The 13,299-nt window shown below is 64.9% G+C and carries 10 protein-coding genes; all 10 read left to right on the top strand.

Going from position 1 to position 13,299, the window contains the following annotated elements; all coding sequences use genetic code 11:
• Positions 1-225 precede the first annotated feature (225 nt).
• The 10 genes from dinG (at position 226) to FHT09_RS12185 (ending at position 13,254) form a co-directional block, all read left to right on the top strand.
• A complete protein-coding gene (dinG, locus tag FHT09_RS12230; protein ID WP_104605833.1) occupies positions 226-2,361 on the top strand; it encodes an ATP-dependent DNA helicase DinG in 2,136 nt (711 codons plus the stop codon).
• Between the two features lie 487 nt (positions 2,362-2,848).
• Entirely contained in the window at positions 2,849-4,354 is a 1,506-nt protein-coding gene (katB, locus tag FHT09_RS12225; RefSeq protein ID WP_181141282.1) for a catalase KatB, read from the top strand.
• Between the two features lie 58 nt (positions 4,355-4,412).
• Entirely contained in the window at positions 4,413-4,988 is a 576-nt protein-coding gene (locus tag FHT09_RS12220) for an ankyrin repeat domain-containing protein (protein ID WP_104605831.1), read from the top strand.
• Positions 4,989-5,745: 757 nt separating this feature from the next.
• Positions 5,746-5,970: a hypothetical protein gene (locus FHT09_RS12215; RefSeq protein WP_181126309.1), complete on the top strand. Its 225-nt coding sequence runs from the start codon at positions 5,746-5,748 to the stop codon at positions 5,968-5,970.
• Between the two features lie 452 nt (positions 5,971-6,422).
• Positions 6,423-7,427 (top strand): tRNA dihydrouridine(20/20a) synthase DusA, encoded by a 1,005-nt coding sequence (gene dusA / locus FHT09_RS12210; RefSeq protein WP_104605867.1) that lies wholly within the window; start codon positions 6,423-6,425, stop codon positions 7,425-7,427.
• Positions 7,428-7,765: 338 nt separating this feature from the next.
• On the top strand, positions 7,766-8,068 hold the full coding sequence (locus FHT09_RS12205; protein WP_104537682.1) for a hypothetical protein: 303 nt from the start codon (positions 7,766-7,768) through the stop codon (positions 8,066-8,068).
• 71 nt (positions 8,069-8,139) lie between these two features.
• A complete protein-coding gene (locus FHT09_RS12200; protein WP_002808458.1) occupies positions 8,140-8,823 on the top strand; it encodes a response regulator transcription factor in 684 nt (227 codons plus the stop codon).
• A 74-nt stretch (positions 8,824-8,897) separates the two neighbouring features.
• The gene (locus FHT09_RS12195) at positions 8,898-10,268 is read left to right on the top strand and encodes an ATP-binding protein (RefSeq protein WP_024939071.1); all 1,371 of its coding nucleotides are present in this window, start codon (positions 8,898-8,900) and stop codon (positions 10,266-10,268) included.
• 144 nt (positions 10,269-10,412) lie between these two features.
• On the top strand, positions 10,413-11,981 hold the full coding sequence (locus FHT09_RS12190; protein ID WP_258077200.1) for a DUF1800 domain-containing protein: 1,569 nt from the start codon (positions 10,413-10,415) through the stop codon (positions 11,979-11,981).
• Positions 11,982-12,066: 85 nt separating this feature from the next.
• A complete protein-coding gene (locus tag FHT09_RS12185) occupies positions 12,067-13,254 on the top strand; it encodes a DUF1501 domain-containing protein (RefSeq protein WP_104537684.1) in 1,188 nt (395 codons plus the stop codon).
• Positions 13,255-13,299 lie beyond the last annotated feature (45 nt).

Raw genomic sequence — 13,299 nt, 5'->3', positions numbered from 1 at the left:
GCAGGCAGCGCAGGGTGATTGGGTCGGCATCCATTGCGCGACCTTTCGGGTCAGAACGTGCGGCCAGTGCCCGCCGGCGATGAGCGGATCCGACGCATGCAGTGGCCGTGCAGCGTGCGTACCCGGGACCAGGCTGGCGGTGGCGCCGCCCCGCGCCAGCAAACACGTTCAGCCGAGTGCTACGCCGGTCGCAGGCGCTGCGCCGGTCCGTGCGAAAATAGCGCGATGAATGAAGTCGCCCCACCGGCCGCGCCGTCGGCGCCTGTTCCCACCCAGCGCGTTCTGACCGACCCCATCAAGGCCGGCATCCGCGAGGCCTACGCCAAGCTGCAGGCCAACACGCCCGGCTTCGCCACACGGCGGGCGCAGAGCCAGATGATCGGCCTGGTCTCGCGCGCGCTGGCCACCTCCGGCGGCATCGGCATTGCCGAGGCGCCCACCGGTGTGGGCAAGAGCCTGGGCTATCTCACCGCCGGCGTGCCGATCGCGCTGGCCACCAAGAAAAAACTGGTCATCAGCACCGGCACCGTGGCGCTGCAGTCGCAGTTGGTGGAGCGCGACATCCCGGCCTTCCTCACGGCCACCGGGCTGCAAGCCACCGTCGCGCTGGCCAAGGGCCGTACCCGCTACCTGTGCACGCGCAACGCTGCCGAGCTGCAGGGCGAAGCCAGCCAGGAAGGCATGTTCGACGATGAGCAGGCGCTCTACGACCGCCCGCTCAGCCCGGCCGACGCGGATCTGGCCAAGCGCCTGGCCAAGGCCTACGCCGAGCGCAGCTGGAACGGCGATCTGGACGATGCGCCGGAACAGATCTCGGTGCCGCTGCGCCTGCGCATCACCACGCCGGCCTCCGGCTGTGCCGGTCGCCGCTGCAGCTACGCCGCGCAATGCCCGGTGCTGAAGGCGCGCACCGACGTGCGCGAAGCGCAGATCGTGGTCACCAACCATGCATTGCTGCTGTCGTCGCTGTCGCTGGGCGACGCCGAAAACGGCCAGCCATTGATCGCCCCGCCCGCCGACATGCTGCTGGTGCTCGACGAAGGCCATCACATCGCCGGTGTGGCGATCGACCAGGGCGCCGCCAACCTGCCATTGGACGAGATGGCCAAGCGCACCGGCCGGTTGCAGATCCTCATCGCTGCCGCCTACCGCGCGGTGGACAAGGACAAGCTCGGCAACCTGCTGCCCAACGAGGCGATCGAGGTGGCCGCGCGCGTGTCCAAGCTGCTCAAGGCCTTCCACGCCGAGGTCGAACGTGTGTGGAAGCCCGAGCCCGGCGAGCGCGATCCCTTGTGGCGTGCGGCCAACGGCAAGCTGCCGCCGCAATGGGGCCCGGCGATCGAAGAACTCGGCGAGGAAACCCGCGCGTTGTTCAACTGGGTGCATGCCGCACACAGTGCGATCGCCAAGGGCAAGCAGGACGACTCGGCGCGCGAACGCCTGCAGCGCAGCCTCGGCCTGGCCCTGGAGATGGCCGAGCAGCAACACAATCTGTGGAGCGGCTGGCGGCGCGAAGATAAGGAAGGCCAGCCGCCGATGGCACGCTGGATCACGCTCTCGCGCGACGGCGATCTGATCTGCCATTGCTCGCCGGTGTCGGCTGCGCAGGTGCTGCGCACGATGATCTGGAACGAGGTGGATTCGGTGGTGATGACCTCGGCCACCTTGACCGGCGGCGGCGATTTCCAATCGTTCGCGATCGACAACGGTCTGCCCGATCACGCCGAAATGGCCTCGCTGGCTTCACCGTTCGACCTGCCCAACCAGGCCGAATTGGTCGTGCCCAACTTCCCGGTCACTCCCGACGATCGCGAAGGTCACCCGAAGGAAGTCGCGCGTTACCTGGTGCGCGAACTCGACTGGACCGCCAAGGGCAGCATCGTGCTGTTCACTTCGCGCTGGAAGATGGAAAAGGTCGCTGACCTGATGCCGCTGGCGCAGCGCAACCGCGTGCTGGTGCAGGGCGAGGGCAACAAGTCGCAACTGATCACCGAACACCTGCGCCGTATCGCCGCCGGCGAGGGTTCGGTGCTGTTTGGCCTGAATTCGTTCGGCGAAGGCCTGGATCTTCCCGGCGATGCCTGCACCACCGTGGTCATCACCCAGGTGCCGTTCGCGGTGCCGACCGACCCGCAGACCTCGACGCTGAGCGAATGGCTGGAGAGTCGCGGCCACAATGCCTTCAACCTGATCGCCATCCCGCACGCGCTGCGCACGCTCACGCAGTTTGCGGGCCGCTTGATCCGCAGTTCCAGCGACCACGGGCGCGTGATCATCCTCGACTCGCGCCTGCTGACACGTCGCTACGGCAAACGCATCATCGACGCGTTGCCACCGTTCAAGCGGGTGATCGGGCGTTGATCGATCACTGCTGCATTGATGCAGTGGCCCGCTGACAAGCAGCAACCTGCATCGGCAGCGCTGCATGACCGACGCATGGCGTCCGCCATTCGCACCCTGACGAGCGCAGTGCCACGACAGTGCTGATTGATGCTGCAGCTGCATCTTGAATGCGAGGCGCAGTGCATCCTGCCCGAAACGTCAGCTCGACCTAAAACGGATGCAAGACGAAGACGTTTGACCACCACCCCGAACGTTTGCAACCTCGTATCGCAGCATCAGCTTGTTCCCGCCGCACTTGCGTCCATGCAGACGAAGACGGTCTGTGGATCATTGCTCGCCTATCTGCAACCTACTGCCGGGGCATTTAGCGATACATATCACGCAACGCACCCACCATCATGTTTGCCTATCGCAGCGATCATAACTAACGACTTCTCACGCTTCGGTCTGCTGGCGATGATTCAGCTCCCTCAAACGAGCTGACGCCATGCGCCCTGGATCCCTCATGGTGCTAGCCCTGCTAGCCCCGACGCTGATCGCCCCGCCGGTTTTCGCCCAATCCGCTCTGACCCGCGACAACGGCGCCAAGGTCGGTGACAACCAGAATTCGCAGACCGCCGGGGCCAATGGCCCGGCCCTGCTGCAGGACGTGCAACTGATCCAGAAGCTGCAGCGCTTCGATCGCGAGCGTATTCCCGAGCGCGTGGTGCATGCACGCGGCACCGGCGTCAAAGGCGAGTTCACCGCCACCGCCGATCTGTCCAGCCTGACCAAGGCCAAGGTGTTCAGTGCCGGCGAAAAGACCCCGGTGTTCGTGCGCTTTTCCTCGGTGGTGCACGGCAACCATTCGCCGGAAACGTTGCGCGACCCGCACGGCTTCGCCACCAAGTTCTACACCAGCGAAGGCAACTGGGATCTGGTCGGCAACAACTTCCCGACCTTCTTCATCCGCGATGCGATCAAGTTCCCCGACATGGTCCACGCGTTCAAGCCGGACCCGCGCACCAACCTGGACGACGATTCGCGCCGCTTCGATTTCTTCTCGCACGTGCCCGAAGGCACCCGCACGCTGACGCTGCTGTACTCCAACGAAGGCACCCCCGCCGGCTACCGCTTCATGGATGGCAACGGTGTGCACGCCTACAAGCTGGTCAATGCGCAGGGCGAAGTGCACTACGTCAAGTTCCACTGGAAGACGCTGCAGGGCATCAAGAACCTCGACCCCAAGCAGGTCGCCGCCGTCCAGGCCAAGGACTACAGCCACCTGACCAACGATCTGGTCGGTGCGATCAAGAAGGGCGACTTCCCGAAGTGGGACCTGTACGTACAGGTGCTCAAGCCGGAAGACCTGGCCAAGTTCGATTTCGATCCGCTGGACGCTACCAAGATCTGGCCGGACGTACCGGAGCAGAAGGTCGGCCAGATGGTGTTGAACAAGAACGTCGACAACTTCTTCCAGGAAACCGAGCAGGTCGCAATGGCGCCGGCCAACCTGGTGCCGGGCATCGAGCCGTCGGAAGACCGCCTGCTGCAGGGTCGCATCTTTTCCTACGCCGACACCCAGCTGTATCGCATCGGTGCCAACGGCCTGAACCTGCCGGTCAACCGTCCGCGTGTGGCCGTCAACAACGGCAACCAGGATGGCGAAGGCAACAACGGGCACACCACCAGCGGCGTGAACTACGAGCCGAGCCGCCTGGAGCCGCGTCCGCAGGACACCGCCGCGCGTTACAGCGCGTTGCCGCTGTCGGGCACCACCCAGCAGGCCAAAATCACCCGCGAGCAGAACTTCAAGCAGGCCGGTGAGCTGTATCGGTCCTACAGCAAGAAGGATCGTGCCGATCTAGTGCAGAGTTTCGGCGAGTCGCTGGCCACCACCGACACCGAGAGCAAGCACATCCTGCTGTCGTTCCTGTACAAGGCCGACCCCGAGTACGGCACTGGCGTGACGCGTGTCGCCAAGGGCGACCTAGCACGGGTCAAGCAGCTGGCCTCCAGCCTGCAGGACTGATCCACCCACGGCACCGCGGCCTGTGCCGCGGTGCCGTTTTCGCTACCGGGAGAGCCACATGCGCACCCTGCTGTTTCTGATGCTTGGCACCCTGTCTGCGGCTGCCAACGCCGCCTCGCCCGCATCTGTCTCCACCAGCGCCACGACTGCCGCCGCCGACCCGGCGCAAATCAAGCTGCAGCTGCGCGAGTACTTCTTCGACGCGGCACGCGAAGGGCGGCAGGACATGCTGGCCGAGTTCATCCGCTCGCGCTACGACCTCAACACCCGTGATGAGAAGGGCTACACCGCCCTGATCCTGGCGGCCTATCACGGCCAGCGCCCGGCAGTGGAGCAGTTGCTCAGCGCCGGTGCCGACCCGTGTGTGCAGGACAAGCGCGGGAATACCGCGCTGATGGGTGCGATCTTCAAGGGCGAGTTGGGCATCGCCAAGCGCCTGATGCAGGCCGACTGCGCGCCGGACCAGCGCAACAACGCCGGCCAGACCGCCGCGATGTACGCCGCGCTGTTCCAGCGGACCGACGTGCTCAAGGATCTGGCCGCCAAGGGCGCGGACCTCAGCCTCAAGGACGGGCAGGGCAACGATGTGACCAAGCTGCAACGCGGCGAGTTTGCGACGTCCCCGGCGCGCTGAGCGCGCCAGTCATGCGTGGCGAGCCTGGCATGCGTAACGCCAGGCGTCAGCAAACTCGCATACGCCATGCGGCCGATGCCGATGCCGATGCCAGTCCGGCCGCCAATGCCGGCGTGAGCCATCGGTAATGCTTGCTGCAGGGTGCCGCACCGTTATCCACCGGCCAGCCGCCTGTAGGCCCCATCCGAGCGGGTTACACGCCTCGCGCTCGGGCATCTTCGACGCGCTGTACGTGGTTGCGACGCCAGCTCCGTCACGGTGGCCGTCGGGCGAGTCGCTGATCGCCATCGCCTGAGTCCTGCACCTCGATATCCGGTGCCTTGGTGGCCGCGCTCGCAGCACCCCATCGCGCGCGCTGACGCCACCGGTGCGTGCCAGCGACCACCAGTTTCGCTATGGCCACCTACGCGGTTGCCGGTTGGCCGGTGCGCGCCCTAAATGTCGTGCACGGTTGATCCCGAATCTGTTGATTGCTGGCCGACGCGCCGAAACTGCCTTGGCTGGCCGCCGAAAAGTGCGGTCACCGCCCCGTCGGTTTTCTGCCGCAGGTGCGTTGGATATCCGGCGGAAGCGGTGATTTTTCTGCCACTGCGTCAGGAGTTTCCTGACGGCCAAACCTTTGTGCGCCAAGGCTTTGACATAAATCTGAGCGCGCGCTGACTTGCTTAAAATCTGTTCCCGAAAACCGCAAAAAACAGTTCAAGAAAGCGCTGCGAACGCCGATGCTTCCGCTATCGCACACTGGAACCCCCGGACCATGAAGCTCGATCCCTCCATCCCTTTCCTGATGTCCCTGTTGGCCATGGTGCTGTGCACTGCCACTGCCGTGGTCGCCCTGGTGTTCGGTCAGGTACACGTGCTGGCTACTTCGTGGAGCTTCTACACCGTGCTGGGCACCGCCCTGATCACCCTGGTCGCCTCGTATCACGCCCTCGGCAAGCCGCTGAGCGCCGAAGAGCGTGTGGGCTTCCGCAACCTGTAACTGCAGATCCCGTCCAGGCGCCGTGCACCGTGCCGGCACTGGACGAAAGAAGCTCCGCTGATCACTGATGATGCACCGCGTTCGGCCGGCATCGGCGGACGCCACCAGGCACTGCGCATCTGCAGCGATGCCGCCCATTAACGCGGACCCGGCGAGCGAGAGGAACGACAGCAGCGCCAGCGCGATGTCGTTCGCCCCCTGCCGGTGCACAAGCAGCTGTGATGCCGGCCGGCGAAGCGTGCCACCTGCGCAATCCCAAACGCGCGTCGTGCTCGAATTCGGCCTGCCGATACGGGGCAATTACACGGTGCAATGAATGGGTGGTCCTGCAGCGCGCTTCGGCAGATCGGCCTGGCAGCATGCCGCGCCGCGCGCGGCAGATTCGCCGACACCCGTGTAAGCTGTTGATCCTGCTCCGCATTCCGATGGCTGCTCGCTGTAGCCACATGTCGATGACCGCTTCCGCCGATCGCTACGCCGCCTCCCTGCGCCTGTCCGTCGCCCCGATGATGGACTGGACCGACCGCCATTGTCGGGTTTTCCATCGCCTGTTGGCACCCTCGGCACGGCTGTATACCGAGATGGTGCACGCCAATGCGGTGATCCATGGCGATCGCGCGCGGTTAATCGGCTTCGATCCGGTCGAACAGCCGCTGGCGCTGCAACTGGGCGGCAGCGAGCCGGCACTGCTTGCGCAGGCCGCGGCGATCGCGCAGGAGTGGGGCTACGACGAGATCAACCTCAATTGCGGCTGCCCGTCCGATCGCGTGCAGGCCGGGCGCTTCGGTGCCTGTCTGATGCGCGAGCCGGCGCTGGTCGCCGACTGTGTTGCCGCCATGTGTGCGGCGACCACGTTGCCGATCACGGTCAAATGCCGTCTCGGCGTGGACGACGATGACGACTACGCCGTCTTCGCCAGTTTCGTCGACCAAGTGGTCGCAGCCGGCGCGGCCATGGTGGTGGTACATGCCCGCAACGCGTGGCTCAAGGGCCTATCGCCCAAGGAAAACCGCGAAGTGCCGCCGCTGCGTTACGACTGGGCGTATCGCCTCAAGCAGGAGCGCCCCGCGTTGCCGGTGGTGCTCAATGGCGGCATTGCGGCGGTGGAAACCGCAATGGAGTACCTGCACCAGACCGACGGCGTCATGCTCGGCCGCGCCGCCTACCACGACCCCTACCTGCTGCATCGCCTGGATGCGGCCCTCGATCGACGTACAGAGCAACCGCGCGACCACTTGCTGCGCGCCTTGCGGCCCTACGTCGAGTCCCAACTGGAACACGGCCTGGCATTGAAGCACATGACCCGGCACGTGCTGGGGCTGTTCCATGGCCAGCCGGGCGGACGCGCGTTCCGGCAGGTCCTGAGCGAGGGCGCGCACCGACCCGGTGCCGGTTGGGAGTTGGTCGAGCAGGCCTTGCAGCGCACCGACACCCAGGCCTGGCGCGTGGTGGCCTGAACTGGTCTGTGGCTTGCATTACCTGAACCGGCATATCCGTTGACCGCATTCGGCAGCGATGTCGCCCGTCAGGCCCGACGGCGGAATCCAGGGCAAAGCGCCTTTCCATGCACGTCCGGGATTCATTTCACTGAACAGCGTTAACACAAAGCTGAAAAGTTCAGATGGGATTCACCCCGAAAAATCAAGAATTTGGGTCTATTCTCGGGCTCGACCATGCTGGCACCGGTGGTTGGTTTCACGAATTTTGAATGTTCCTGAACAACCCGCTAGGATTCATTGTGACCCAGCCGTTCTGCCGCGCTCGCTATGTCGTCCTGGTTGCCCTTGGGGTAGCCATGGCAACGCCGTCGGCGTGGGGACAGGGATATCCGATGTCGCATGCGGGACGCGAGGCGTTGCCGCCATCGGCGCGCGGCAATGGACGCACACTCTCGGACACCATTCGGCAGGTGCAACGGTCCACCGGTGGACAGATCCTCAGCGCCGAACGCGTGCCGTTCGATGGGGGCAATCTCAACCGGGTCAAGTACATGAAGGATGGCCGTGTGCACACCGTGTACGAGTCGGAGCAGATGCAGGCCGCGCCGCCGCGCAGCCAGGCGCCACTCGATGTGCCACCACGCGACGATAACCACTAGGCGTAGATAGTTCTGCGTTCAGTCTTATAAATCCCCCGGCAATTGGCCGACAACGTAACTAGGGAGAGTGCATGCGTATCCTTTTGGTCGAAGACGAAGCTCCGCTGCGCGAGACCCTTGCCGCGCGTCTGAAGCGTGAAGGCTTTGCTGTCGACGCTGCACAAGACGGCGAAGAAGGCCTGTACATGGGCCGCGAAGTCCCGTTCGATGTCGGCATCATCGATCTCGGCCTGCCCAAGATGTCGGGCATGGAACTGATCAAGGCGCTGCGCGATGAGGGCAAGAAGTTCCCGGTGCTGATCCTGACCGCGCGTTCGAGCTGGCAGGACAAGGTCGAAGGCCTCAAGCAGGGTGCCGACGATTACCTGGTCAAGCCGTTCCATGTCGAAGAGTTGCTGGCGCGCGTCAATGCGCTGCTGCGGCGCGCGGCGGGCTGGAGCAAGCCGACCCTGGAATGCGGCCCGGTCGCGCTGGATCTGGCAGCGCAGACGGTCAGCGTCAATGGCGCCAACGTGGATCTGACCAGTTACGAGTACAAGGTGCTCGAGTACCTGATGATGCATGCCGGCGAACTGGTCTCCAAGGCCGATCTGACCGAGCACATCTATCAGCAGGATTTCGATCGCGATTCGAACGTGCTGGAAGTTTTCATCGGGCGCCTGCGCAAGAAGCTCGATCCCGATGGTGAGCTCAAGCCGATCGAGACGGTACGCGGTCGCGGCTATCGTTTCGCCATTCCGCGTACAGAAGGCTGAGTCCGCGCATCGGCAAGCAGGAAGATCAGGTGCCGGGCCGCTCCAAGTGGTATAGACGCTGGCGGCCGCGCTCCCTGCAGGCCCGCCAGTTGCTGGCCGCCAGCCTCAGTCTGGTGGCCTTCCTTGCACTGGCGGGTTATGCGCTGGATGTCGCGTTTGCCGACACCGCCGAAAAGAATCTGCGCGAGCGGCTGAAGAACTACGCCTCTGCGTACGCCGCCAATATCGATTTCGTCCGCGACGGCTCGCTGTATATCGGCGGCCAGCCGCCGGATCCGCGTTTCGATGTGCCCGGCGGCGGGCTGTACGTGGAAGTCGTGCGCCCGGACGAGAGCTGGACCTCGATGTCGGCCGAAGGCCCGAACATTCCGCACGGGCGCATGCTCGAGCCACGCCAGGAAGAGTTCATCGGCCCGCTGGAGATGACCCAGATCGACGGCAGCGTGGGCCAGCTGTACCGCTACGGCCTGGGCGTGAGTTACGTCGAGCGCGAACACGGCGGCGAGATTCCGTACACCATCTACGTGATGGAAGATGCGCGCTCGATGGGCGCGCAGCTGCGCGTGTTCCGTGGCGCGGTGTGGTTCTATCTCGGCAGCGCCGGTGTGGTGCTGCTGGTGCTGCAGGCGTTCATCCTGCAGTGGAGCCTGCGTCCGCTGCGGCGGGTCATCAACGAGTTGACCAAGGTGCAGCGCGGCGAGATCCAGCGCATGAGCGAACAACACCCGCGCGAGCTGGAGCCGCTGACCGAAAGCATCAACGCCTTCATCGAGAGCGAGCGCGACAATCTGGACCGCCAGCGCAATACGCTGGCCGATCTCGCACACAGCCTCAAGACGCCGATCGCGGTATTGCGCACCCAGCTCGATAGCGGTCAGTCCGAGCGCGATCTCCACGAGGAGATGGATGTGCAGCTGCGCCGTATGAACGATCTGGTGTCCTACCAGCTCGCACGCGCGGCTTCCAGCGGGCACAAGCTGTTTGCCGCACCGCTGCCGATCGAGTCGACCGCCGAAGAGATCGTGCGCGGATTGGAGAAGGTCTATTCGGTCAAGGGCGTGTTGTGCGAGTTCGATATTTCGCCCGACGCGCGCTTCCATGGCGAGCCGGGCGATCTGCAGGAACTGCTGGGCAACCTGCTGGAAAATGGCTTCAAGTGGGCACGCAGCCGCGTGCTGCTGACCGCACAGCCCGGTCCTACCACCGGCAGCCGTCGTGCCGGATTGATCCTGTCGGTGGAAGACGATGGCCCGGGCATCGCGCCGGAAGATGTGGCCAAGATCCTGCAGCGTGGCGTGCGTGGCGACGAGCGCGTGCAAGGCCACGGCATCGGCATGTCGATCGTGCAGGATCTGATCAAGGCCTACCGCGGCGAGCTGCAGGTGGTGCGCTCGCAGGAACTGGGCGGCGCCCGCTTCGACGTGACCCTGCCGCCGGGACTGTGACCGGCCTGCGCTGCGGAATGAACCCGTGGTCAACGTCGCAGCGCATTCCGACAACCGTTTAACGCCCCGCGCGTTGGCTTGACCATACTGAGCTGCTTCCAGGCTGTTGCGATGGAGAGCTGCATGTTCGAGCGCAATGCACAGATGCGTTGGCTCAGCGAGCGTCCAGTGGGCGCGCCCGGCCGTCACCGCTGGCAGCTGGCATGGCTGTTGGCGGGCTGTGCCTTCGCCATGTCGTGCAGTGCTGCCCATTCGGCACTGACGCCGGCACAGACGCGCTGGCTGCAGCGTGCGACCTACGGCGTAGATACCGATAGCGTAGCGCAGCTGCAGCGGCTCGGTCCCAGGCGCTACGGCAGGTTGCTGTTGCAAGCCAGCGACGATGCGGCATTGCCAGCGCCGATCCATGCACAACTGCAGCAATTCGATGCATTGCACACGCCCCTGCCGACCTTGCTGATGCAGTACGAGGCCGACAAGATCCGCCTGCAAGGCATGCCAGATGGCGACGAAAAGACCGCCTTGCGCAAGGCGTGGCAGGCGCGTGGCGGGCAGATGCTGACCCAGGCGCGCCAGGCACAGCTGTTGCGTGCGGTGTATGCGCCGGAGCAGACGCGCGAGCAGCTGGTGTGGTTCTGGCTCAACCATTTCAGCGTGTACGCCGACAAGGGGCGGGTGAAATGGATGGTGGCCGATTACATGGAAAATGCGATCCGCCCGCATGCCACCGGCAAGTTTGCCGACCTGGTGATGGCGACGCTGGAAAGCCCGGCGATGCTGGAATATCTGGACAACGCCAAGAACGCCAGAGGCAAGATCAACGAAAATTACGCGCGCGAACTGATGGAGTTGCATACGCTTGGCGTGCATGGCGGTTACAGCCAGCAGGATGTGCAGCAACTGGCACTGATCCTCACCGGTGCCGGTCTAGTGCCGGTCAAGGCCGAGGGCGTTCCGCCCCTGTCGACTGCTGCGCCGGGGCAACCGCAGGTGGTGCGCAAGGGGCTGTTCGAATTCAATCCTGCGCGTCATCAACCCGGCGACAAGACCTTGCTGGGCCAGCGCATCGCCGCGGGCGGGCTGGATGAGATCGAGCGTGCGGTGCAGCTGTTGGTGCGGCAGCCGGCATGCGCGCAGTTCGTGTCGCAGCGTCTGGCCGAGTATTTTGTCAGCGACAAGCCGCCGGCCGCGCTGGTCGAGCGCATGGCGAACACGTTTCGACGCAGCGATGGCGACATCGCCAGCGTCATGCAGGCCATGCTGGACTCGGCGGAGTTTGCGCAGGCGCAACCGCGCAAGTTCAAGGACCCGAACCGGTTCGTGGTTTCGGCGATGCGGCTGGCGTACGAGGGCCAGCCGGTGGTCAATGCCGCGCCAATGGTGAGCTGGGTGCAGCAACTCGGCGGGCCGCTGTTCGGGCGCATCACCCCCGATGGCTGGTCGCTGCAATCGCAGGCATGGACCAGCTCCGGGCAACTGGCGCGGCGCTTCGAGGTGGCGCGTGCGCTGGGTGGCGGGCCCAAGCAACTGTTCCGCTTGGATGGCGATAACGACACGCCACTGCCGGCGCTGACCCAGATCGACATGCGCCCATCGTACCGCTGGGCCGCACCGTCGCTGTCCAGTGCCACGCGTGATGCCCTGGGGCAGGCGCGTTCGCCCGCAGAGTGGAATGGATTCCTGCTGTCATCGCCGGACTTCAACTATCGCTGATTCGAACGTCGCCGATGCAACGGCTGCCGAGTCAACGCCTGCTGTTTCAACAGTCTATTGGCGACCATCGCCATGGGAGCGCGCCATGCAACGACGTCAATTTCTGCTTGCTTCCGCAGCGGCCGCGAGTCTGCCCTGGAGCGGTCGCCTGTTTGCTGCGCCACGCGACAGCGCGCGCATGCTGGTGGTGTTTCTGCGTGGCGGCTACGACAGCAACAATCTGCTGGTGCCGCATGCCAGCGATTTTTATTACCAGGCGCGCCCGACCCTGGCGATCGCACGACCGGATGCGGCCAATCCGAACAGTGCCGTTGCGCTGGATGCGCAATGGGGTCTCAACCCGGTGATGCGCGATGCGCTGTTGCCGCTGTGGCAACGCCAGCAATTGGCATTCGTGCCGTTTGCCGGCACCGACGATCTGTCGCGCAGTCACTTCGAGACCCAGGACGATATCGAATCCGGACAGGCCGGCCGCCAGCGCCGCGATTATCGTTCCGGCTTCATGGCGCGCCTGTCGGGTGTGCTGAGCGGAGTGCCTGCGATTGCCTTTACCGATTCCTTGCCGCTGACCTTCCAGGGCGGCGGCGACTTGCCCAATGTGTCGTTGCGGGGCATCGGCAAGGGCGGTCTGGATGCGCGTCAGGCGCAGATCCTGTCGCAGATGTACGACGCGACGCCGCTGGCAGCGGCCGCGCGCGAAGGACTGGCCCTGCGTCGGCAGGTCACCGCGCAGCTGCGCGAAGAGATGGAGCAGGCCGGTCGCGGCGCCGCCAGTGCGCGCTCCTTCGCCGACGAAACCCGGCGCATGGCAAGCCTGATGCGCGAGCGTTATCGGCTGGGCTTTGTCGATGTCGGCGGCTGGGACACGCACGCCAATCAGGGCAGTGTCGAAGGCGGCCTGGCGAACAATCTGCGCAATCTGGGCGAAGGGCTGGCGGCGTACGCCGACGCCCTGGGACCGGCATGGAAGGACACCGTGGTGGTGGTGCTGTCCGAGTTCGGCCGCACCTTTCGCGAAAACGGCAGCAAGGGCACCGATCACGGGCACGGCACCGCCTACTGGGTGCTGGGTGGCAGCGTGCGCGGCGGTCGGATCGCGGGCGAGCAGGTCGCCGTTGCGCAGGCGCAACTGCTGCAGAACCGCGATTACCCGGTGCTCACCAATTACCGCAGCCTGTTCGGCGGTGTATTGAGTCGGTTGTGGGGATTGTCGCCTGCGCAGTTGGAACGGGTGTTTCCCGGTGCCAGGCCGCGCGATCTTGGGCTAGTGTGAATGCCTGGCAATGCGCTGGCGATGTCGATCCGTCTCGCGTTCGGC

The sequence above is a fragment of the Xanthomonas sp. CFBP 8152 genome (assembly GCF_014199025.1).
GTDB lineage: Bacteria > Pseudomonadota > Gammaproteobacteria > Xanthomonadales > Xanthomonadaceae > Xanthomonas > Xanthomonas arboricola_B.
Note: the sequence above shows the minus strand (reverse complement) of the source record. Positions and strands in the feature narration are given on the sequence as shown.